Genomic DNA, 20,384 nt, shown 5'->3' on the forward strand with positions numbered 1-20,384 from the left:
CATGGCTCCCCTGCCAAGACGGCGCCGCGCTCTCGCGATACCCATCGGCATGGTGCTGGCGGGTGCTCTCGCGTTCCTGCCGAACGCCGCCTCGGCCGCCACGGCCGGCACCGCCTCGGGCAACGGCACCACCACCGCCGCCGCCGACGGCCCGTTGCTGTCGTACGTGGTCAACACCACCCGGACCAACAGCGGAACCATCAAGGACGTCCAGCGCGCGGTGGACCGCAACGGCGGTGACATCGTCGCGACGTACAAGAAGATCGGCGTGATCGTCGTCCACTCGGCGAACCCCGCCTTCGCCACCGCGATGCGCGAGGTGCGCGGCGTGGAGTCGGCGGGCGCCACCCGCACGGCGGCGCTCTCCACCGCCTCCACGACCGAACTGGGCGCCCCGGAGAAGATCACGGCGGCCGAGGCCGCCGCGGCCAAGTCCAAGGCCACCCCCGGTCAGGAGCCGCTGGAGGCGGACCAGTGGGACCTGGCGGCCATCGGCGCCGACAAGGCGGCGAAGATCGACCCGGGCGACCGGCACGTCACCGTCGCCGTCATCGACACCGGCGTCGATGACACCCACCCCGACCTGACGGCCAACTTCTCGGCCAAGCAGTCCGCCAACTGCGTGGGCGGCGTGGCCGACACCAGCCCCGGCGCCTGGCGGCCGTACAGCGCCGACGCCTACCACGGCACCCACGTGGCGGGCGAGATCGCGGCCGCGCGCAACGGCGTCGGCGTCGCGGGCGTGGCTCCGGGCGTGCGGGTCGCCTCCATCAAGGTGGCCGACCCCGTCACGCAGCTCTTCTTCCCGGAGAGCGTGGTCTGCGCCTTCGTCTTCGCCGCCGAGAACAGCGTCGAGATCACCAACAACAGCTATTACATCGACCCGTGGCTCTACAACTGCCTCGACGACCCCGACCAGCGGGCCATCGTCGACGCGGTCGACCGGGCCGCCCAGTACTCCCACGACAAGGGCGTGCTGAACATCGCCTCGGCGGGCAACTCCAACCACGACCTCGACTCCGACGCGATCGTGGACACCACCAGCCCCGACGACACGACCCCGGTCAGCCGGACCATCGACCCGCACGTCTGCTGGGACATCCCGACCCAGTTGCCGGGCGTCGTCACCGTCTCCGCGACCGGCGTGCAGAAGCTGAAGTCGTACTACTCCAGCTACGGCCTCGGTGTGGTCGACGTCGCCGCCCCCGGTGGCGACCGCTACCAGATCCCGGGCACCCCGTCCGGGAACGGCCGCATCCTGTCGACGCTGCCCGGCAACACCTACGGCTACCTGCAGGGCACGTCGATGGCCTCGCCGCACGTGGCCGGCGTGGCCGCGCTCCTGAAGAGCACCCACCGGCACGCCTCACCCGAGCAGCTGCAGTGGATGCTCAAGGCGCAGGCCGACAACCCCGGTTGCCCGACGGGCCTGTACGACCCCGACGGCAACGGCGTGCAGGACGCCACCTGCACCGGCGGGCAGCACGTGAACAGCTTCTACGGCTACGGCATCGTGGACGCCCTGGACGCCGTCACCAGGTGACGACGGCGCACCAGGCGCGGCGCACCGCTCTCAGGCCTTCACAAGGGCCTTGAGGGCGGTGCGTTCGTCCATGGCCTTGTAGCCGCCGGGGACGCCGTCCAGACCGATCGTCAGGTCGAAGACCGGGGACGGGTCGATCGTCCCGTCCAGCACGTCCGGCAGCAGCTCGGGGATGTAGGTGCGGACGGGGGCGACCCCGCCGCGCAGGGCGATGTTGCGGTCGAACATGTCGCTCAGGTCCAGGCCGGTGCCGCTGCCGTGGGGCACGCCGACGTAGCCGATGGCGCCGCCGTCGCGCGTGACGGCGACCGCGGTGCGCATGGACTGCTCGGTGCCGACGGCCTCGATCACCGCGTGGGCGCCCTGACCGCCGGTCAGCTCGCGGACCGCGGCGACCGCCGCCTCGCCGCGCTCGGCGACCACATCGGTGGCGCCGAAGGCGCGGGCTATGGCGGTGCGCGCCTCGTGCCGGCCGAGCGCGATGATCCGCTCGGCGCCGAGCCGCCGCGCGGCCAGCACGCCGCACAGGCCCACCGCGCCGTCGCCGACGACCGCGACGGTGGAGCCGGGCCGCACGCCCGCGCCCACCGCCGCGTGGTGCCCGGTGCCCAGCACGTCGGAGAGGGTCAGCAGAGCGGCCAGCAGGCGCTCGTCGGACAGCGCCTCCGCGGGCAGCCGAACCAAGGTGGCGTCCGCGAACGGCACCCGCACGGCCTCGCCCTGGCCGCCGTCGGAGCCGACCTGGCCCCAGAAGCCGCCCTCGGTGCACGAGGTGGTGAGGCCGTCCGCGCAGTACGCGCAGACGCCGTCGGACCAGACGAACGGGGAGACGACCAGGTCGCCCCGCTTCAGCCCGGACACCTCGGAGCCGGTCTCCTCCACCACGCCGAGGAACTCGTGCCCGATGCGCTGCCCCGGCTGCCGCGACGCGACGCCGCGGTACGCCCACAGGTCGCTGCCGCAGATGCAGGCCAGCACCACACGCACCACGGCGTCCGTGGGCTGCCGGACGACCGGGTCGGGCACCTCCTCCACCCGGACGTCGTGGGGGGCGTGGATCACGGTGGCGCGCATACGGAAATCGTCCTAGCTGTTCGTACGAGTGGGGACGTACCACCGTACAGCCCCGCCGCGAGAAGGAATTGGGCGGCGATGTACGTGAGCATGATCCAGAAACCGGCCGCGGGCAGCTGCGGCAGACCGGCCGGCCGGGTCGCGATGAGGGTGTCGGAGAGCAGGAACAGCCCGCCGCCGACCGCCGTGGCCGGAGTGCCGAGTCCCGCCCCGCCGGCGGCGACCGCCGTCAGCAGCAGGCTGTAGAGGGCGACCGGGACACTCAGGCCGGACGGCAGACCGGGCCACAGCACGGTGATCGCGGCAAGCCACACGAGGGCGTATCCGGCCGTGGCCCACCGCGTCCCGCCGAGGAACGCCGCGTCCCCGCCGAACTGCAGGAGTACGTCCCCGGCCCAGCCCAGCAGCAGCGCCGCGAGCAGCACAGGGGGGCCGCCCCGCAGCGCCGCCCAGGCAGCCAGCGTGGGCATCAGCGGCGCCTTGGTGACGTCCTCCGCGGTGCCCGCCCCCTCCGAGGACACCGCCGACACCGACAGCGCCGGCACCACCGACAGCGTCGCCAGGTGCGCGACGGCGACGGCCGCGAACGACGCGAGGGCCACGCGGGCGGAACGGCGGGCCCTGGGGCCCGTACGGCCTCCTGGTGCGCGCTCACGCCGCCGGGCCCTCGGGCCGCGGGGACCAGCCGGGGCCGCGCAGCAGGTGGCCGGCCCGGTCGCGCCAGGTGCGGGCGGCGGCGACGTCGCGGGCGATGGCGGCGTACTCGTGGGTGGCCACGCGCAGCGGGTTGAAGGTGGCGATGTTCTTCGTCAGGCCGTACACCGGCCGCTCGGCCTCGGCGGCGAAGGACCCGAAGAACCGGTCCCACAGGATGAGGATGCCGCCGAAGTTGCGGTCCAGGTAGCCGCCCTGCGAGGCGTGGTGCACCCGGTGGTGGGACGGGGTGTTGAAGACGTACTCGACGGGGCGCGGCAGCTTCCCGACGCGCTCGGTGTGGATGCCGAACTGGTAGACGAGGTTGAGGGAGGAGCAGAAGGCGAGCGCCGCCGGGTGCACGCCGAGGGCGATCAGCGGCAGGTAGAACGGCCATGACGTCAGGCTCGTCCAGGGCTGGCGCAGCGCGGTGGAGAGATTGAACTTCCGGCTGGAGTGGTGGATGACGTGGCATGCCCACAGGACGCGGATCACATGGTGCCCGCGGTGCTGCCAGTAGTAGAAGAAGTCCTGCGCCAGCAGCATCAGCGGAATCGTCCACCAGGTGACGGGCACGCGGAGCGGGGTGAGGGCGTACACCCCTGTGTAGATCGCGACGATCGGGAACTTCCACAGGAAGTCGAAGAAGAGACTGCCGAGTCCCATCGACAGGCTGGTCGCGGTGTCCTTGGCTCCGTACCCGGCGGAGTCCTCGTCCGGGTGGATCCGGTAGCTGATCACCTCCACAACGGTGAGCAGCACGAATGCGGGTATCGACCACATCACGGCATCGGGCAGTTGCGGCATGGCGGAACCATAGGGCGCGTGGAGCCCGGCGAACAGATGTCGTTACCGATCGGTATTTCCTCTGGGTAGGCCGACGGGCCTCATCAGGCCCGCCACGTACGGGGATTGTGTGCCCGCACGGGCCGGGGCGGTTCCGCCGGGCAGGGACGGCGGACCCGGCCGACCCAGGCGATCTGACGGATTGCCGGCGCCATGGGCGGGCCGCTCCCGCACGGCCGCGGGCCCTGCGGCGGGCACCCTGACGGCCTTCGCCGGAGGGCCCGCTTCCGGCCCGTCTTAAACGGCATTGACCGGGGCGGAGCCGGACGGGGGCCGGTCCGGACTGTCGGTGGCCGCCCGTATTGTGTTCCACCATGCACGCGTCCCAGCTCCCGCAGCCACCGTGGCCCGAGGCCTACCCCGACGGGTACGCCGTCGTGGACGTCGAGACCACCGGGCTCGGCCGCGACGACCGGATAGTGTCCGCCGCCGTGTACCGGCTGGACGCGCACGGCGAGGTGCAGGACCACTGGTACTCCCCCGTCAACCCGCAACGGGACCCCGGACCGGTCTGGATCCACGGCCTCACCGCCGACATGCTGGCCGACGCCCCGCTGTTCGGCGAGATCGCGGAGGAACTGGCCGCGCGGCTGGCGGGGCGCGTCTTCGTCGCGCACAACGCGGTCTTCGACTGGTCGATGCTGTCACGGGAGTTCGCCCGGGCCCGGACCATCACGGCGGTGGAGCACCGGCTGTGCACCATTGTGCTGTCCAAGGAGCTGGGCCTGCCGCTGCCGAACCACAAACTGGGGTCGCTGGCCGCGCACTACGGCGTCGTGCAACAACGCGCCCACCACGCCCTGGACGACGCCCGCGTCCTGGCGGAGGTCTTCCGCCCCAGCCTCCACCAGGCGGCGGCCGGGGGCATGCGGCTGCCGCTGCACGCCTGCCGCCCGCTCACGGAGTGGATCGACACCGCCGCCGAACCGCGGTCGGTGGCCGGCGGCTACCGCTCCACGTACCGGCCCATGAGCTGGCGGCCCAGCCGGAAGCGGCCCGCCTGCCCCTACCCCAATCCCGGGCGGCTGGAGCAGGACGGGCCGCTGATCCAGGGGATGCGGGTCGCCTTTTCGGGCGACACGAACGTCGACCGCGAACTGCTGGAGGACCGCGCGACCGAAGCGGGTCTGCACGTGTCGTCCGGCGTCAGCCGGCTCACCAGCCTGCTGGTCACCAACGACCCGGGCTCCCTCACCGGCAAGACGGTGCGGGCCCGGCAGATGGGCACCCCCGTCATCGACGAACGGCGCTTCGCCGAGCTGCTCAAGGCCGTCGCCCCGGCGCCCGACGTACACGGCTGAGGCGGCCCGCGGCAGCCGTTCGGGTGGTGCGCGGGCGACGCACCCGCCGTCCGATTGCCGCTCCCCCGCGCGGCCCGCACGCTGTGCTTCATGGCCCGATGTGAAGTCTGCGGCAACGACTACGTCATGAGCTTCGAGGTGCACGCCCAGGGGGCCGTGCACGTCTTCGACAGCTTCGAGTGCGCCATCCACCGGATGGCCCCCATCTGCGAGCACTGCCGTGTCCGGATCGTCGGCCACGGCGTCGAGGTCGACGGGCACTGGTACTGCGGCGGGCACTGCGCCAAGGCCGAGGGCCGCACCGGCATCGTCGATCGCGTCGGGTCCGCGGCGTCCCGGAACTGACGGCCCCCGGCCCCACCGCGTCCGACCCCTGCCGAAAGCGCCCAGCGACCGAGTTGTACGGTCATGGGGTGTACCGCTTCCTGTTGTCCCGCCAGTGGGTGATCCTCACCCTCGTCGGACTGCTGATGATGCCCACCATGGTGCGGCTGGGCTTCTGGCAGTTGCACCGGCACGAGCGCCGGGTGGCGAACAATCACCTGATCTCGGACAACCTCAAGGCGACGCCGCTCCCCGTGGAGTCGCTGACCGGCCCGGGCGCGGTCGTCCCGGCCAAGGAGGTCTACCGGACAGTCACCGCGACCGGCCGCTACGACACCGCACACGAGGTCGTCGCCCGCCAGCGCACCGCCGCTGACGGGGACAGCATCGGCTACCACGTCATCACCCCCCTGGTCATGGCCGACGGCCGCGCGGTGCTGGTCAACCGGGGCTGGATCGCGGCCGGCGACAACCTCACGAAGTTCCCGAAGGTCCCGGCCGCGCCCTCCGGCGAGGTCACCGTCACCGGGCGGCTGCGCCCCGACGAGACCACCGCCGAGACCGGGATCAGGAACAAGGGCGGACTTCCCGACCGCATGATCATGCTGATCAACAGCGAAATGGTCGCCAAGGACCTGCCGGCCGGCGAGAAGCCGGTCGGCGGCTACATGGAGCTGTCCGCCACCTCGCCGAAGCCCGCGGGGCACCAGCCGGAGCTGATCCCCGAGCCGGACCACAGCAGCATCGGCATGCACATGGGCTACGCCATCCAGTGGTGGCTGTTCACCGCCATGGTGCCGGTCGGCTGGGTCATCCTGGTGCGCCGGGAGCTCAAGGAGCGGCTCGCGGCCAAGGAGACCGCCCAGGAGACCGCGGGCGGGCCCGGGGAGACGCCCGGCGGGGACGCCGGCAGTGACTCCGCCGGGGAGTCCGACAGAGAGTCCGGCAGCGGCTCCGCGGGAGGGGACGCTCCCGGGCAGGCCGTCGCTGCGGTCGCGTCCTCGTAGGCCGCGGGGCACCCTCTAAGGGGGGCCGAGCGCGGAGGCGGCACCGTGGCGGGACCCATCGAGAACTACGCGATCATCGGCGACCTGCAGACCGTCGCCCTGGTCGGCAGGAACGGCTCCATCGACTGGCTCTGCCTGCCCCGCTTCGACTCCGGCGCCTGCTTCGCCGCGCTCCTCGGCGGCCACGACAACGGCAACTGGCGCATCGCCCCCGCGTCGGCGCCCTCCGGTGAGCCCTGCACGCGCCGCGCGTACCAAGGCGACACCTTGGTGCTCGAAAGCGTCTGGGAGACCCCTTCCGGCACCGCCAAGGTGATCGACTTCATGCCGCAGCGGGACCACGCGCCCGATGTGATCCGCATCGTCGAGGGTGTGTCCGGCAGCGTCCCCATGGCCAGTGAGCTGCGACTGCGCTTCGACTACGGGCACGTCGTGCCGTGGATGCGCCGCAGCGAAGGGCACCGGGTCGCCATCGCCGGGCCCGACTCGGTGTGGCTGCGCAGCGAACCGCCCGTCCACATGTACGGCAGGGACTGGACGACCCACGCGGACTTCGCCGTCGCCAAGGGCGAGCGGATCGCCTTCACCCTCACCTGGCACCCCTCGCACCAGCGGCGGCCCCGGGCGATCGACCCCTACGAGGCGCTGCGGCAGAGCGTGCGGGACTGGGAGACCTGGTCGGCCCAGTGCCGCTACGACGGCCCCTGGCGGGACGCCGTACTGCGCTCGCTGATCACCCTCAAGGCGCTGACGTACGCGCCCAGCGGCGGCATCGTCGCGGCCGCCACGACCTCGCTGCCCGAGGAGATCCGGGGCGTGCGCAACTGGGACTACCGCTTCTGCTGGCTGCGCGACGCGACGCTGACGCTCAACGTGCTGGTCGCCACCGGCTACCTCAAGGAGGCGTACCGCTGGCGCGACTGGCTGCTGCGCGCGGTCGCCGGCGACCCCGCCGACCTCCAGATCATGTACGGGATCGCGGGCGAGCGACGGCTGCCCGAGCAGGAGCTGGGGTGGCTGGAGGGCTACGAGGCGTCGCTGCCGGTGCGCGTCGGCAACGCCGCCGCGACACAGCTCCAACTGGACGTGTACGGCGAGGTCCTGGACTCGCTCTTCCTCGCCCGCACCCGCGGCATGCGGGACGAGCCGCACGCCTGGGCGGTGCAGCGTTCGCTGATGGACTTCCTGGAGTCGGCGTGGCGCCGGCCCGACGAGGGCCTGTGGGAGGTGCGGGGCGAGCGGCAGCACTTCGTGCACTCCAAGGTGATGGCCTGGGTGGCCGCCGACCGTGCGGTCCGCACCCTGGAGGCCCGGCCGCACCTGTCCGGCGATGTCGCGGCCTGGCGCGCGATGCGCGACGAGGTGCACCGGGAGGTGTGCCGCAGGGGCTTCGACAGGGAGCGCAACACCTTCACCCAGTACTACGGCTCCAAGGAGCTGGACGCGGCGACCCTGCTCATCCCCCAGGTGGGTTTCCTGCCGGTGACCGACCACCGGGTGATCGGCACCGTCGAGGCCGTGCGTACGGAGCTGGACCACGGCGGCTTCGTCCGCCGCTACACCCTGGAGGACAGCAGCGTGGACGGTCTGCCCGGCAGTGAAGGTGCCTTCCTGGCCTGCTCGTTCTGGCTCGCGGACGCCCTGCATCGCACGGGCCGCCGCACCGAGGCCCGTGCGCTCTTCGAGCGGCTGCTGGGGCTGCGCAGCGACGTCGGCCTGCTCGCGGAGGAGTGGGACCCGGTGGAGCGGCGCCAACTGGGGAACTTCCCGCAGGCCTTCAGCCACATCGGGCTCGTCAACACCGCACTCACGCTCTCCGGCACGGAAGGTGCACGATGACGTCATGGACCTGAAATTGAGGGATCGGGTGTACATCGCCACCGGCGCCACCCGCGGGCTGGGCTTCGCCGCGGCACGCGAACTGGTGGCGGACGGCGCCAAGGTGGTCGTCAGCGGGCGCAGTGAGAAGCCGGTGGCCGATGCCGTCGCGGAACTGGGCGGCCCCGCGAGCGCTGTCGGCGTCGTCGCCGACAACGCCGACCCGCAGGCGCCGGAGCGGCTGATCGCGGCCGCGCGGCGCGACTTCGGGCGGCTGGACGGGATGCTGATCAGCGTCGGCGGGCCGCCCGTGGGCACCGCGGACGTCATCGGCGACGACCAGTGGCGGGCGGCCTTCGAGTCGGTCTTCCTGGGCGCGGTGCGGCTGTCGCGCGCCGCAGCGGAGGAATTGGGCGAGGGCGGGGTGATCGGCTTCGTGCTCTCCGGTTCCGTGTACGAGCCGATCCCGGGGCTGGCGATCTCCAACGGCCTGCGGCCGGGCCTGGCGGGCCATGTCAAGGACCTCGCCAACCAGCTCGGCCCGCGCGGCATCCGCGTCCTCGGGCTGCTCCCCGCCCGCATCGAGACCGACCGGGTCCGCGAACTCGACGCCCACACCGGCGACCCCGACGCCGCACGCGCGCGCCACGTCGAGCGCATCCCCCTGCGCCGCTACGGCGCCCCCGAGGAGTTCGGCCGCACGGCCGCCTTCCTGCTGTCACCCGCCGCCTCGTACCTCACGGGGCTGATGGTGCCGGTCGACGGAGGTGCCCGCAGCGAGTACTGAGCCACAGCCCGCAGCCGGGCTCCGGAAGGCAGGCCCGGCACCCCGCGAGACGGCTCGCTGAGACGACCACGCCCCTTTGCCGCCACGGTCCCAACAACTCCGGCCGCACCGTCGCTCGTACGGCACGGCCCCCGGGCCGTCAGGTCACCCGGGTGGCGCGGTGGCTGACGGCGCGCAGCCGGGCCTCGGCCGACAGACGCGACACATGGCGAGACGGCTCGCTCGCAGCCGCGCCGCCGCCTGGTACCTCATGGCCCAGCGCCGTCAGGTCACCCGCGTGGCACGGTGGCTCACCGCGCGCAGCCGGGCCTCGGCGGGAAGGGCCGGCAGCCCGGCCGAGGAGCGGGCCCGCCGCAGGACCGCGCCGTCGAGCTCGGCCAGCACGGTGCCGGGGACGGCATGGGGGGCGAGCGCGAGAAGGAGACGGGCCGTCGGGGCGGTGGGGGTTCCGGCGAGAGTGGCGGCGGCGTGGTCGACACCGGGCAGCCCGGCGGCGTCCGCGGCGATGACCTCCTCCAGGGCGCGGCCGCGCAGGACCGCCCCGCCGTTGTCGTCGGCGTCGACGGCGAACCGGCGCAGCCGTCGCTCCCGCGGCCGAGCCAGCAGCCACCACAGGGCGGCGAGCACGATCAGCGCCAGGGCCGTCAGGACGGCCGGCCACCACCAGGAGGTGTCCGAGTACCGGGTGCGGTCGCCCGAGGCGAGCAGGACGTCGTGAGGCCCCGTCCAGGGCCGGTGCAGCAGGCCCGTCGCGGCGCACAGCACGGCGACGCCCACCAGGATCAGCACCAGGCCCGCGAGGGCGAGCAGGACGCGGTTGACCGTGGAGCGCATCGCGCTCACCCCGTTTCCATGCGGCGTACGTACAGCGACAGCGCGAGCGGCCGGTGCAGCCCCAGCTCGTCCAGGCCCGCGGCAAGGGCCGTTTCGAGGTCGGCCCGCACCTCCGCGGTCTCCCGGAAGGCCACTTCAACCCGGACCACGGCCGCCCGGCGGCCCACGGCGACCTGGGCGAAACGCACCCCGGGCACTTCCACCGCCCGGTCCCGCAGGGCGAGTTCGGCCGCGTGCCGGTCGAGTCCGGCCCGGACGCCTGCCGTTCCGGTCCGCATCGGCAGGACGTCGCGCATCCCGGGCGTCGCCGCGAGCACCAGCAGCCAGAGTCCGAGCAGGACGGCGACCGACCCCGCGGCGAGCACCCAGGGATCGTCGACGGGGCGGGCGGCGAGGTCGTCCGCGAGCCATGCGCGCCAGGCCATGGCGGACCGTCCGGCGCGGACCGCGGCGACGTCGTAGAGCAGCGGACCGGCGAGCGCCAGCACCACGAACGCGGTCACGGCGGCGGGAACGCGGCGCGGGGACCAGAAGCGCCGTACCCGGGGGGCCGCCGCCACGACCGCCTCCGGTTCGCGGGTCCGCAGGGGGCCGCTCATCGCACCCTCCCCTCCTCGGCCGCGTGCGAGGTCTGCGAGTGCAGCCGTTCCACCTCCACGATCACCCCCTGCACCACGATCCCGGTCAACTCCTCCACGCGTTCGGCGACATGCCGCCGCACCACACGGCTCACCACCGCGATGTCGACCGGGTAGCCGAGTTCGACGGACAGCCGCACGTGCATCCGGTCGCGGTGGACGGCGACGCTTGCCCGCGGGAACGCGCCGCGCGGCACGTGCTCCTGGCCGGGCGCGCCGGCCAGCGCCTCACGCGCGGCCTGCGCGGCGATCTTCGCCGGGACGCGGTCGGCGATGCGCAGCGAGCCGCGTTCGGCGGGGGCGAGGAGCGGAACAGCGGAATTCCGGGCCGGCTCCGCGGTCGTCATCGGGCCGCCTCACCGCCGCCGGTCGCGGGTGCGGAAGAACTCCCCGGGCTCCAGGTCGCCGTCGAAGTACCGGCCGACCAGGAACCCGACGGCACCGAGCGCCGCCACCAGCAGGAAGGCGGCGAAGCCGCCGAAGTACCCGGCGAAGCCGAGGGCCATCCCGACGATCAGTCCGATCAGGGCCATGCTCATGGTCCGCTCCCTGTCCTGCGCCCGGGGTCCGGTGCAGATGTCACTGGACCCGCTGCTCCTGGTCTTCGTCGTCCGTGTCGTCGGGCAGTTTGACGTCCCCGACGGCGATGTTGACCTCGACGACCTCCAGGCCGGTCATCCGCTCGACGGCGACGATCACGTTCTCCCGGACGGCGTGGGCGACGGCCACGATGGACACGCCGTAGTCGACGACGATGTCGAGGTCGAGCGCGGCCTGCACCTCGCCGACCTCGGCCCGCACGCCGCGAGTGCCCGATTTCCCGCCGGGCACCCGGTCGCGCACCGCGCCGAAGCCACGTGGGATCCCCGCGCCGAGGGCGTGCACTCCCTCCACGTCGCGCGCCGCGAGTCCGGCGATCTTCTCCACCACCCCGTCGGCGATCGTGGTGCGGCCGCGGGTCACGGGGTCGCCGAGCGGCACCCTGCGGCCGTTCGCCGGAGTGCCCGGGCTGGTGCCCTTCTCCAGCGTCCGGCCCCTGCCCTCGCCCTGCTGCACGGTCTCGGTCATCCCACCTCGTCCCTTCGACCTTCCGATGGCGGGAGCTGTTCGGGCTGCTCCGTGCACCACACTATGTGGGCATGCCCGCTCGCGCCGTGAGGATGCGGCGACCGGGCGAGGACGGCTGCGCACGTGCGTACGCCCTGGGGTGGAGGGAGGTGAGGGCCGATGACCTCGGACCGGTTGACGCAGGCGGTACGCAGGCAACTCGGGCTCGGCCGGGTCCTGCCGCTGGGGAACGCAGGGGACACGCTGTGGGTCACCGAGAGCGCGGCGACGGCGGTGCTGCGGGCGGCCGCCGCGCGGGTGCCGGGGGTACGGCTCGGACGGCTGCGCATCGGTGCCGCGGGGCCGGATCGAGTCCCGGCCCAAACCGCCCCGCCCGTACCGGAGTCGGCGCCCCCGGGTGCGCTCGCCCGGCTGCCGCTGCGGATCGAGGCCGCCTTCGAGGCCACGCCCGCGCTGCCGCTGCCGGACTCGGCGCGGCGATTGCGTGACGCACTGTGGGACGCCGCGGCGTACGGCGTGGGGCTGGAACCGGCGGCGGTCGACCTGGCCGTCACCGGACTGCTGGACACCGACGGCGCCGAACCGCCCGCGCTGGACGCGCTGTCGGGGCTACCTGCCGCGTTCCCTGCCGAAGCGGAAGACGTGAAAGTCGCAGAAGACGCAGACGGCACCGCACCGGGAAGCGCCACGGCGCGAGCCGCGGCCGTGGCGGTGCCCGGGGTCGCCCGGCTCACCGCGCGGCTGGGCGGGCACGCCCACCCCGCCAGGCTGCAGATCGCGGTCGACGCGGGACACCGCGCAGACGACGTCGCCCGCGCGGTCGCCATGGCGGTGACGGCCGTGACAGGGAACGTCACGACCGTCGTGGTCACCGACATCGCCCCCGGCTGAGGACAGCCGGGGCGTGGACGCGACCGGCCGGGCCGCTACTCCCCGACGCCCGCGAGGTCGCGCAGTCGGCGGCCCTGCGCGGCCCGTTCGGCCGTGCGCTGCTCCTCGTACGTACGGCCGGAGGCCTCGCGGAGCAGCGCCTTGGTCTCGATCACGGCGTCGCGGGGCGCCGCCAGCAGTGCGGCGGCGAGGTCCTTGACGGTGGCGTCGAGCGCGCCGGCCGGGACGGCGATGTTGGCCAGGCCGGTGCGCACGGCTTCCTCGGCATGGACGAAGCGACCGGTGGCGCAGATCTCCAGCGCCCGCGCGTAGCCGACCAGTTCGGTCAGCGGCTTGGTGCCGGCCAGGTCGGGGACCAGGCCCAGACCGGTCTCGCGCATCGCGAACTGCACGTCGTCGGCGACGACGCGCAGATCGCACGCGAGAGCCAACTGGAAGCCGGCACCGATCGCATGCCCCTGGACGACGGCGATCGTGACGATGTCATTGCGCCGCCACCAGGTGAACGCCGACTGGTACTCGGCGATCGTGGCATCGAGTTCGCCCTCGGACCCGCGGGCGAGATCGATGAACGACGGCTCGCCGTCGAATCCCTCCGGTGTGAAGGCCTGCCGGTCGAGTCCGGCGGAGAAGGACACGCCCTCCGCGCGGAGCACGACCACCCGCACACTGCCCGGCAGAAGCCGGCCCGCTTCCTCCAGCGCCCGCCACAACGCGGGAGACTGGGCGTTCCGCTTGGCCGGGTTGCACAACGTCACGGTGGCGACACTGTCGTCCGCCGAGAGCCGTACACCGTCACGCTCAAGCAGCACTGTGGGGTCAGACATCGGGCACCTCCGAGCGATCCGCAGACTTGATTACCGAAGAGTAACCACCCGGTCGGTCATTTCCGCGACCGGGTGGCCCTGTCATGTCTTCGGACCACTGCATACCGCCGTGCCAGGCGCCGACACCCGTCAGGCCGTGGAAACCTTCTTGCCCCGTGTGGCTCCGCCGCGACCACGCAGGGTCACGCCGGACTCACTGAGCATGCGGTGGACGAAGCCATAGGAGCGACCGGTTTCCTCGGCCAGCGCCCGGATGCTTGCCCCGCCGTCGTACTTCTTCTTGAGGTCTGCCGCGAGCTTCTCGCGCGCGGCGCCGGTCACCCGGCTGCCCTTCTTCAGAGTCTCGGCCACCCGTGCCTCCTCTAGGGAAGTGCGCTCTGTGACTCTCATGATCACCCCTAGGAGACTTCCTGGCCACCCATTCGGCAAGGTCCGTGCAACAACATTCGGACCCCTGTTGACGTGGAGGCCGGGCGCCGCTGGAGGCGAAATCGGGCATTCCGCCGCACTGTCCGCGCGACCCTTCCGAACCCGCCCGAGAAAGGGCAGGTCACCAAGGTCGGTAAGGAGTTTCCCCATGTGACGCGGCTGATCGACTCCGCCGTTCGGTGGATCGCACGTTGGCGCGCCGGAGTACGAGCCGGCCTCACACCATTGAAGGATCACCCGTCGGCCGAATGATCCAGGGGATTGATCCACACGGATGATCGGCCGCGGGTCGACGGGCCCCCGGACGGCTCCCCTGGAGCCGCGCCGGAGGGTCAGGCGAGCGAGACGAGGTCCACGTAGTCCTTGCCCCACAGGTCCTCGACGCCGTCGGGCAGCAGGATGATCCGCTCCGGCTGGAGCGCCTCCACCGCGCCCTCGTCGTGGGTGACGAGGACGACGGCACCGGCGAAGGTGCGCAGCGCGCCGAGGATCTCCTCGCGGCTGGCCGGGTCGAGGTTGTTGGTGGGCTCGTCGAGCAGCAGCACGTTGGCGCTGGAGACGACGAGGGTGGCGAGCGCGAGACGGGTCTTCTCGCCGCCGGACAGGACGCCCGCGGGCTTGTCGGCGTCGTCGCCGGAGAAGAGGAACGAGCCGAGGATCTTGCGGACGGCGACCAGGTCCATGTCGGGCGCGGCGGAGCGCATGTTCTCCAGCACGGTCCGGTCCGGGTCGAGGGTCTCGTGCTCCTGGGCGTAGTAGCCGAGCTTCAGGCCGTGGCCGGGGACGACCTCGCCGGTGTCGGGCTGCTCGGTGCCCGCCAGCAGCCGCAGCAAGGTGGTCTTGCCGGCGCCGTTGAGGCCGAGGATGACGACCCGGGAGCCCCTGTCGATGGCCAGGTCGACGTCGGTGAAGATCTCCAGCGAGCCGTACGACTTCGACAGGCCGGTGGCCGTGAGCGGGGTCTTGCCGCAGGGCGCGGGGTCCGGGAAGCGCAGCTTGGCGACCTTGTCGGACTGGCGGACCGCCTCCAGCCCGGACAGCAGCTTGTCGGCGCGGCGCGCCATGTTCTGGGCGGCGACGGTCTTGGTCGCCTTGGCGCGCATCTTGTCGGCCTGCGCGTTGAGGGTCGCGGCCTTCTTCTCGGCGTTGGCGCGCTCGCGCTTGCGGCGCTTCTCGTCGGCCTCGCGCTGGGTGAGGTACTGCTTCCAGCCCATGTTGTAGACGTCGATCTGGGAGCGGTTGGCGTCCAGGTAGAAGACCTTGTTGACGACCGTCTCGACCAGGTTGATGTCGTGGGAGATCACGACGAAGCCGCCGCGGTAGGTCTTGAGGAAGTCCCGCAGCCACAGGATCGAGTCGGCGTCCAGGTGGTTGGTCGGCTCGTCGAGCAGCAGGGTGTCGGCGTCGGAGAAGAGGATGCGGGCCAGCTCCACGCGGCGCCGCTGACCGCCGGAGAGGGTGTGCAGCGGCTGGGCGAGCACCCGGTCGGGCAGGCTCAGGGCGGCGGCGATGGTGGCGGCCTCGGCTTCGGCGGCGTAGCCGCCCTTGGTGAGGAACTCGGTCTCCAGGCGCGCGTACTTCTTCATCGCGTTGTCGCGGGTGGCGCCCTTGCCGCTGGCCATCCGCTCCTCGTTCTCGCGCATCTTGCGCAGGACCGAGTCCAGGCCGCGGGCGGACAGGATGCGGTCGCGGGCGAGGACGTCCAGGTCTCCGGTGCGCGGGTCCTGCGGCAGGTAGCCGACCTCACCGGCGCGGGTGACGGTGCCGCCGGCGGGCATGCCCTCGCCGGCGAGCACCTTGGTGAGGGTGGTCTTGCCGGCGCCGTTGCGGCCGACCAGGCCGACGCGGTCGCCGCGGGCGATGCGGAAGGAGGCGGACTCGATGAGGACGCGGGCACCGGCGCGCAGCTCGATGCCAGTGGCAGTGATCACGGAAAGGGCTCCTGGGCGTGGCGGACGGCTATCGGGACTGCCGCGCCAGCGCGTCGTGGGTGGTGGGTGGCGGGCGACGTGCGGGCGGAGGGGTCGCGGTCGGCGACGGCCGTCTAATGCGCGTGGAGTACTGCCATGCGTCCAGTCTACCGGGGGCGCCGTGGTGGCCCCGCAAACGGTTTTCGGCCGCCGGGGCCGGAGGGCGCACCCCTGCGCCGCGCGGGAGCGCTGCAGGCAATGGGGGACACGCGGTTCGACGACGACGACGCGCCGCTCGGCACCTCCGGGGCCGGGCGACCGGCGAGACCGGTGCTGTCGGCGGGTGGTGGGCCGGCGTTCCGCCGGGGCGACCCGCCCGACCTGCGGCGACGCGTGCGCGAGGGGCGTTGTCGGACCCCCCTGCCACACTGAGATCCACATCACATCGGTGCGAACGTCTCCGGAAGGGGAGGGTGATCACCATGGCAGGCAACGGAGCCGCGCCCACGGTCTACCCGACGCTGCGCTACAAGGACGCGAAGGCCGCCATCGCCTTCCTGAAGGATGCCTTCGGCTTCACGGAGGTCGCCGTCCACGAGGGCGCCGACGGCACGGTGCAGCACGCCGAACTCGCCTACGGCAACGGCCTGGTGATGCTGGGCAGCCGGCAGTCCGGCACCCCGTTCAGCCGGGTCGCCGGGGACCTCGGCGCCGTCTCGGTGTACGTGGTCGTCACCGACACCGACGCCCACCACGCACGGGCGGTCGCGGCGGGCGCGGAGATCGTGCTGCCGCTCACCGACCAGGACTACGGGTCGCGGGACTACACCGCCCGCGACCCGGAGGGCAACCTCTGGTCCTTCGGCACGTACGCGCCGCGGATACCGGCCCAGGCGTAACCGGGGCCGGCGCGGCGGGTGTCACTCCCCGCCGGTGTGCACCTGGAAGGCGGCCCGGCGCATCGCCTTGGCGAGCGCGGGGTCCGGGTGGGCGGCGGCGAGGGCGACGAGCACTTGGACGGTGCGCGGGTGCCCGGCCACGCGGAGCTCGTCGAGCAGACGGGACACCGAGCCCTGGAGGGCGGAATCGAGGTGCCCCACCAGCAGGTGGCTCTCGCCGTGGTCGGCGACGGCCGCCGCGGTGTCCACCCACAGCCAGGTGGCCTCCTCGCGGGTGAGCAGGGCCGCGACGTCCTCGGGGTCGTCGCCCTCGTGCTCGGCGAGCCACATCAAGGCGTAGGGGCGCAGTCCCGGCTCGTCCACGACATGCCGCACGGCGGGCTCGGCGGCGCCGCCGACGACGCGCAGCGCCTCGAAGGCGAGCCCGCGCAGCAGGGCGTCGTCACCGCGCGCCACGTCCAGGAACTCCGCGACGGCCTGGGCGACCGGGCGGGCGGCGAGCCACGCCTTGTACTCGTCGCGGGCCGCGCCCGGGGCCATGCCGATGCACGCCTTGAGCATCTCCTCGGCGGAGTGCTCGAAGTGCCCGGCCGGGCCCTGGGCGGCGACGCAGATCTGCTCCAGCTTGACCCAGACCGCCCAGCTGCCGAGCGGGGTGATGGTGACCTCGCCGGGGCGGGCCGGGTCGCGGGGCTCCAGGGCGCCGACGCGGGCCAGCGCGTCCAGCGTCCAGTCCAGGAGAGGGGGCAGGTCGTCACGGCCGCCGCCGGCCGGGGGCTCGTGGCGCTCCGCGCGTAGCTCGTCGACCCGCTGGCGGAGCAGATCGAGCAGGGCCGACACCGCGACCGGCCCGGAGGAGAGGTGCAGGAGGGAGAGCAACTGGGGGGCGGCCTCGACGACTTCGGCGACGAGTGCGGGGTCGGCGCCGGCGCACGCCGGGTCGAGTGCCGCGGGATGCGCCAGCGACCAGGCGTCGAAGAGCGCGACCCAGCCGCGCAGCACGGCGGTGTCGTCGCGGTCCCAGGCGCGCAGCCGCCAACCCGGGCGCGCGGTGCCGCCCTTGTGGAGTTCGATGAGACCGGCCAGCCGGGCCCTGTCCCAGGCGGCACGGACCTGATGGGCCGTCAAGGAGAGTGCGGCGACGGCCCGGCGGACGTCGGCGTCCCGCAGTATCCCGGCCGTGCCGGGGGCGGCACCGGCGGCGGGGTCGGCCCAGTGGGCCAGACGGACCGCGTCGGCGAGTTCGGTACGTGCTTTCCTGGCCAGCTCCGGCAGCGCAGGGATTCCTTCCGGCGGCCTCGGCGGGCGGTTTCGGCGCGTCGCGGCGACACGGCGCGCGGCGGCCAGGGGCCTGCGCGGGACGAGACGCAGCGGAGTGTCTCGCGGGATACGGGACGTCACGGGAGCAGTCTTGCGGGTGAGCACCCGGAAACCCAAACGAGCGTCCCTCCCCGCCACCCGGTGGCACGCGATTTGCCAGAAGATATACCGGTTTATCCACTCCCGCAGGAGAGAACGCGAGAGAAGGCGAGGGGGATCAGAGGAGGGGGGTGAGGAAGCGCCGGACGGCCTCCTCGTAGGGTTGCGGGTCCGCGTTCCACATCGCCGCGTGCGAGGCGTCCTTCACCGGGTGCAGGATGACCAGATCCGGCCGGAGACGGGCGAGTTCGCGGGACGGGCCCCAGGGCGCGAGCGTGTCGCCCGGGCCGTGGAAGATGAGCGTCGGCACGCCCAGCCGGCCGGGTGCGGCGGCCTCGGCGATGCGTTCCGCGTGCAGGCCGGTGCGGCCCTCCGTGGCGCGTACGCCGAGCGGCAGCAGGACGCGCGGCGTGCCCCGGGCGGCCGCGGCGGCGCGTACCGTGCGCTGCCAGTTCAGCACCGGGGAGTCCAGCACCATGCCCGCGACCAGGGCGCGCAGCGGGGAGGCGCACGCCGCCCGGAGCGCCATCGTGGCGCCGGCGGACCAGCCGTAGAGCACCAGGCGGCGCGCGCCGTGCCGGACCGCGTAGCGCATGGCCGCGTCCAGGTCGCGCCACTCGGAGTCGCCGAGGTGCCCGATGCCGTCCGGGGACCGCGGCGCCCCCTGGTCGTTGCGGTAGGCGAGGAGCAGCGCGGGCAGCCGCAGCGCGTGCAGCGCGGGCAGCACGACCATGGCGTGCTCGCGGGTGGTGCCGAGACCGTGCGCGAGGACGACCCAGGTGTCGCGGGCGCCGTCGACGAACCACGCGGGCATCCGGCCTAGTTCGCCGGGGATCTCGACGTCCCGGTAGGCCAGGCCGAGCGCCGAGGCGGGGTCGCCGTCGTACACCTGCGGGGTGAGCCGGACCCGCTGCCCGGCGGCCAGGGTGCCCTGCCCGACGCGCAGCAGGCGCCGGGTCACCGAGCCGGGGGCGGTGGACAGCACGTCCCCGACGGTGGCGTGCACGCCGGGGCCCGTGATGCCGTGGATCCCGCGCCGGCCGGCGCCGAGGGTCCGGGTGAGGGTGACCTCGCGGTCGGTCGCCGAGTGCACCGTCAGCGACTCCGGGTCGGGGCCGTCGGTGCGCGGCTTCAGGGCAAGCTCCGATACATGCCGTCCGGCCGCCACCGCGGCCGCGCCGGCACCGAACGCTGTCGTGGCGGCCAGGGCCGCGGCGGTCGTCAGGCGCATCCGTTCCAGTGTCGGGGCGGGTGCGCGGGGCGGCCAGCGCTGGGCTCCGTCCGGGGAGCTACTCCGCGCCGTCCCCGACGCCGGACGGCTCGTCCCCGGCGCCGGGCTGCCCGTACTGGCGCAGCTTCTCGGCGACCCTGGCGAGCTCGATCTTCGACAGCAGGGAGGGCGAGAAACCCGCGACGGAGCGGGCGGCGAGCCAGACCTGGCACATCCACTCCAGCTGCGCGGTGCGGTCGTAGGCCTGCTCCAGGTCGTCGCCGTACACGATGGTGCCGTGGTTGCGCAGCAGGCAGCCGGTGCGGTCGCGAAGGGCGCGCAGCACGTTGGCGGCCAGTTCCTCGCTGCCGTAGGTGGCGTAGTCGGCGACGCGGATGCGCCCGCCGAGCGCGGCGGCCATGTAGTGGATGGCGGGCAGTTCGTAGAGCAGGGTGGAGACGGCGGTGGCGTGCACGGCGTGGGTGTGGACGACGGCGCCGGCGTCGGTGTTGCGGTAGATCGCCAGATGCATGCTCAGTTCGCTGGTCGGCCGCAGGGTGCCGAGCACCTGCCGGCCCTCCAGGTCGACGCCGACGGTGTCGTCGGGGCCGAGCCGGTGGTAGGGCACACCGCTGGGTGTGACGAGGACGAGGTCACCGCCCACCCGGACCGAGACATTGCCGGACGTACCGACCACCAGCCCGTCGGCGACCGAGCGGCGGGCCGTGTCCACGAGCTCCGACCAGGCCTTGCCCACCGTGTCCTGCACCGACATCCGTGCCACCTCCGGGCGCTGATCCTGACAGGTTGGGCGTTGCCGCGCGCTCCCGGGGCACAGTAGCGTCCCGGCACACCGTCAGACCGAT

The 20,384-nt window shown here is 73.2% G+C and carries 22 protein-coding genes; 8 read left to right on the forward strand and 14 right to left on the reverse strand.

Annotation, left to right across the window (positions count from 1 at the left end):
- Position 1 precedes the first annotated feature (1 nt).
- Positions 2 to 1,543, forward strand: coding sequence for a S8 family serine peptidase (locus tag ACFWVC_RS15080; RefSeq protein ID WP_384284509.1), 1,542 nt, complete (start codon positions 2 to 4; stop codon positions 1,541 to 1,543).
- 30 nt (positions 1,544 to 1,573) lie between these two features.
- On the opposite strand, the gene ACFWVC_RS15085 is transcribed toward ACFWVC_RS15080, so the two are convergent.
- From ACFWVC_RS15085 to ACFWVC_RS15095, 3 genes are read right to left on the reverse strand one after another with little or no spacing between them, the layout of a single operon-like run.
- Entirely contained in the window at positions 1,574 to 2,617 is a 1,044-nt protein-coding gene (locus ACFWVC_RS15085) for a zinc-dependent alcohol dehydrogenase family protein (protein WP_384284514.1), read from the reverse strand.
- The gene (locus ACFWVC_RS15090) at positions 2,602 to 3,219 is read right to left on the reverse strand and encodes a lysoplasmalogenase family protein (RefSeq protein ID WP_384284516.1); all 618 of its coding nucleotides are present in this window, start codon (positions 3,217 to 3,219) and stop codon (positions 2,602 to 2,604) included. The genes ACFWVC_RS15085 and ACFWVC_RS15090 overlap by 16 nt, the downstream gene beginning before the upstream one ends.
- A 49-nt stretch (positions 3,220 to 3,268) precedes the next feature.
- Complete coding sequence (locus tag ACFWVC_RS15095) at positions 3,269 to 4,117, reverse strand: sterol desaturase family protein (protein ID WP_384284520.1); 849 nt, start codon at positions 4,115 to 4,117, stop codon at positions 3,269 to 3,271.
- A gap of 353 nt (positions 4,118 to 4,470) precedes the next feature.
- Here ACFWVC_RS15095 and ACFWVC_RS15100 point away from each other — a divergent pair, with 353 nt between their 5' ends.
- From ACFWVC_RS15100 to ACFWVC_RS15120, 5 genes are all read left to right on the forward strand, one after another.
- Entirely contained in the window at positions 4,471 to 5,457 is a 987-nt protein-coding gene (locus ACFWVC_RS15100; RefSeq protein WP_384284523.1) for a DEDDh family exonuclease, read from the forward strand.
- 90 nt (positions 5,458 to 5,547) lie between these two features.
- Positions 5,548 to 5,802 carry a hypothetical protein gene (locus tag ACFWVC_RS15105; RefSeq protein ID WP_384284525.1) on the forward strand — a complete coding sequence of 85 codons (255 nt, stop codon included), beginning with the start codon at positions 5,548 to 5,550 and terminating at the stop codon, positions 5,800 to 5,802.
- A 68-nt stretch (positions 5,803 to 5,870) separates the two neighbouring features.
- The gene (locus tag ACFWVC_RS15110) at positions 5,871 to 6,788 is read left to right on the forward strand and encodes an SURF1 family protein (RefSeq protein ID WP_384284528.1); all 918 of its coding nucleotides are present in this window, start codon (positions 5,871 to 5,873) and stop codon (positions 6,786 to 6,788) included.
- 45 nt (positions 6,789 to 6,833) lie between these two features.
- On the forward strand, positions 6,834 to 8,627 hold the full coding sequence (locus ACFWVC_RS15115) for a glycoside hydrolase family 15 protein (protein WP_384284531.1): 1,794 nt from the start codon (positions 6,834 to 6,836) through the stop codon (positions 8,625 to 8,627).
- A gap of 4 nt (positions 8,628 to 8,631) precedes the next feature.
- Positions 8,632 to 9,393 carry an SDR family oxidoreductase gene (locus ACFWVC_RS15120; RefSeq protein ID WP_384284534.1) on the forward strand — a complete coding sequence of 254 codons (762 nt, stop codon included), beginning with the start codon at positions 8,632 to 8,634 and terminating at the stop codon, positions 9,391 to 9,393.
- A gap of 264 nt (positions 9,394 to 9,657) precedes the next feature.
- Here the strand turns inward: ACFWVC_RS15120 and ACFWVC_RS15125 are convergent, their stop codons facing one another.
- Genes ACFWVC_RS15125 through ACFWVC_RS15145 form a run of 5 tightly spaced genes read right to left on the reverse strand, consistent with a single transcriptional unit; the run spans position 9,658 to position 11,933 of the window.
- Positions 9,658 to 10,236 carry an alkaline shock response membrane anchor protein AmaP gene (locus tag ACFWVC_RS15125; RefSeq protein ID WP_384284537.1) on the reverse strand — a complete coding sequence of 193 codons (579 nt, stop codon included), beginning with the start codon at positions 10,234 to 10,236 and terminating at the stop codon, positions 9,658 to 9,660.
- Complete coding sequence (locus tag ACFWVC_RS15130) at positions 10,233 to 10,826, reverse strand: DUF6286 domain-containing protein (protein WP_384284541.1); 594 nt, start codon at positions 10,824 to 10,826, stop codon at positions 10,233 to 10,235. The genes ACFWVC_RS15125 and ACFWVC_RS15130 overlap by 4 nt, the downstream gene beginning before the upstream one ends.
- On the reverse strand, positions 10,823 to 11,212 hold the full coding sequence (locus ACFWVC_RS15135) for an Asp23/Gls24 family envelope stress response protein (protein ID WP_384284544.1): 390 nt from the start codon (positions 11,210 to 11,212) through the stop codon (positions 10,823 to 10,825). Before ACFWVC_RS15135 ends, ACFWVC_RS15130 begins: the two co-directional genes overlap by 4 nt.
- A 9-nt stretch (positions 11,213 to 11,221) precedes the next feature.
- Positions 11,222 to 11,404: a hypothetical protein gene (locus tag ACFWVC_RS15140; RefSeq protein WP_319661257.1), complete on the reverse strand. Its 183-nt coding sequence runs from the start codon at positions 11,402 to 11,404 to the stop codon at positions 11,222 to 11,224.
- A gap of 40 nt (positions 11,405 to 11,444) precedes the next feature.
- Entirely contained in the window at positions 11,445 to 11,933 is a 489-nt protein-coding gene (locus ACFWVC_RS15145; RefSeq protein WP_384284549.1) for an Asp23/Gls24 family envelope stress response protein, read from the reverse strand.
- Positions 11,934 to 12,092: 159 nt separating this feature from the next.
- On the opposite strand from ACFWVC_RS15145, the gene ACFWVC_RS15150 reads away from it, so the two are divergent.
- Positions 12,093 to 12,824 (forward strand): hypothetical protein, encoded by a 732-nt coding sequence (locus tag ACFWVC_RS15150; RefSeq protein WP_384284553.1) that lies wholly within the window; start codon positions 12,093 to 12,095, stop codon positions 12,822 to 12,824.
- A 35-nt stretch (positions 12,825 to 12,859) separates the two neighbouring features.
- Here ACFWVC_RS15150 and ACFWVC_RS15155 read toward each other — a convergent pair whose 3' ends face one another.
- From ACFWVC_RS15155 to ACFWVC_RS15165, 3 genes are all read right to left on the reverse strand, one after another.
- Entirely contained in the window at positions 12,860 to 13,651 is a 792-nt protein-coding gene (locus ACFWVC_RS15155) for an enoyl-CoA hydratase/isomerase family protein (protein ID WP_384284557.1), read from the reverse strand.
- 129 nt (positions 13,652 to 13,780) lie between these two features.
- On the reverse strand, positions 13,781 to 14,002 hold the full coding sequence (locus ACFWVC_RS15160; RefSeq protein ID WP_018560612.1) for a helix-turn-helix domain-containing protein: 222 nt from the start codon (positions 14,000 to 14,002) through the stop codon (positions 13,781 to 13,783).
- A 410-nt stretch (positions 14,003 to 14,412) separates the two neighbouring features.
- Complete coding sequence (locus tag ACFWVC_RS15165; RefSeq protein ID WP_384284562.1) at positions 14,413 to 16,011, reverse strand: ABC-F family ATP-binding cassette domain-containing protein; 1,599 nt, start codon at positions 16,009 to 16,011, stop codon at positions 14,413 to 14,415.
- Between the two features lie 461 nt (positions 16,012 to 16,472).
- On the opposite strand from ACFWVC_RS15165, the gene ACFWVC_RS15170 reads away from it, so the two are divergent.
- Positions 16,473 to 16,889 (forward strand): VOC family protein, encoded by a 417-nt coding sequence (locus tag ACFWVC_RS15170; RefSeq protein WP_384284565.1) that lies wholly within the window; start codon positions 16,473 to 16,475, stop codon positions 16,887 to 16,889.
- Positions 16,890 to 16,910: 21 nt separating this feature from the next.
- On the opposite strand, the gene ACFWVC_RS15175 is transcribed toward ACFWVC_RS15170, so the two are convergent.
- From ACFWVC_RS15175 to ACFWVC_RS15185, 3 genes are all read right to left on the reverse strand, one after another.
- Complete coding sequence (locus ACFWVC_RS15175) at positions 16,911 to 18,290, reverse strand: hypothetical protein (protein ID WP_384284568.1); 1,380 nt, start codon at positions 18,288 to 18,290, stop codon at positions 16,911 to 16,913.
- A gap of 136 nt (positions 18,291 to 18,426) precedes the next feature.
- The gene (locus ACFWVC_RS15180; protein WP_384284570.1) at positions 18,427 to 19,539 is read right to left on the reverse strand and encodes an alpha/beta hydrolase family protein; all 1,113 of its coding nucleotides are present in this window, start codon (positions 19,537 to 19,539) and stop codon (positions 18,427 to 18,429) included.
- Positions 19,540 to 19,597: 58 nt separating this feature from the next.
- Positions 19,598 to 20,293, reverse strand: coding sequence for a class II aldolase/adducin family protein (locus ACFWVC_RS15185; RefSeq protein ID WP_384284573.1), 696 nt, complete (start codon positions 20,291 to 20,293; stop codon positions 19,598 to 19,600).
- Positions 20,294 to 20,384: the final 91 nt, after the last annotated feature.

It is taken from the genome of Streptomyces sp. NPDC058691, assembly GCF_042714775.1.
In the GTDB taxonomy this organism is placed as follows: Bacteria; Actinomycetota; Actinomycetes; order Streptomycetales; family Streptomycetaceae; genus Actinacidiphila.

Excerpts from the sequence above, each read along its gene's own strand:
- ACFWVC_RS15170 (WP_384284565.1), top strand. The coding sequence starts at position 16,473 with ATGGCAGGCAACGGAGCCGCGCCCACGGTCTACCCGACGCTGCGCTAC.
- ACFWVC_RS15085 (WP_384284514.1), bottom strand. The coding sequence starts at position 2,617 with ATGCGCGCCACCGTGATCCACGCCCCCCACGACGTCCGGGTGGAGGAG.
- ACFWVC_RS15145 (WP_384284549.1), bottom strand. The coding sequence starts at position 11,933 with ATGACCGAGACCGTGCAGCAGGGCGAGGGCAGGGGCCGGACGCTGGAG.
- ACFWVC_RS15180 (WP_384284570.1), bottom strand. The coding sequence starts at position 19,539 with ATGCGCCTGACGACCGCCGCGGCCCTGGCCGCCACGACAGCGTTCGGT.
- ACFWVC_RS15140 (WP_319661257.1), bottom strand. The coding sequence starts at position 11,404 with ATGAGCATGGCCCTGATCGGACTGATCGTCGGGATGGCCCTCGGCTTC.
- ACFWVC_RS15150 (WP_384284553.1), top strand. The coding sequence starts at position 12,093 with ATGACCTCGGACCGGTTGACGCAGGCGGTACGCAGGCAACTCGGGCTC.
- ACFWVC_RS15135 (WP_384284544.1), bottom strand. The coding sequence starts at position 11,212 with ATGACGACCGCGGAGCCGGCCCGGAATTCCGCTGTTCCGCTCCTCGCC.
- ACFWVC_RS15130 (WP_384284541.1), bottom strand. The coding sequence starts at position 10,826 with ATGAGCGGCCCCCTGCGGACCCGCGAACCGGAGGCGGTCGTGGCGGCG.
- ACFWVC_RS15155 (WP_384284557.1), bottom strand. The coding sequence starts at position 13,651 with ATGTCTGACCCCACAGTGCTGCTTGAGCGTGACGGTGTACGGCTCTCG.
- ACFWVC_RS15120 (WP_384284534.1), top strand. The coding sequence starts at position 8,632 with ATGGACCTGAAATTGAGGGATCGGGTGTACATCGCCACCGGCGCCACC.
- ACFWVC_RS15080 (WP_384284509.1), top strand. The coding sequence starts at position 2 with ATGGCTCCCCTGCCAAGACGGCGCCGCGCTCTCGCGATACCCATCGGC.
- ACFWVC_RS15095 (WP_384284520.1), bottom strand. The coding sequence starts at position 4,117 with ATGCCGCAACTGCCCGATGCCGTGATGTGGTCGATACCCGCATTCGTG.
- ACFWVC_RS15100 (WP_384284523.1), top strand. The coding sequence starts at position 4,471 with ATGCACGCGTCCCAGCTCCCGCAGCCACCGTGGCCCGAGGCCTACCCC.
- ACFWVC_RS15105 (WP_384284525.1), top strand. The coding sequence starts at position 5,548 with ATGGCCCGATGTGAAGTCTGCGGCAACGACTACGTCATGAGCTTCGAG.
- ACFWVC_RS15185 (WP_384284573.1), bottom strand. The coding sequence starts at position 20,293 with ATGTCGGTGCAGGACACGGTGGGCAAGGCCTGGTCGGAGCTCGTGGAC.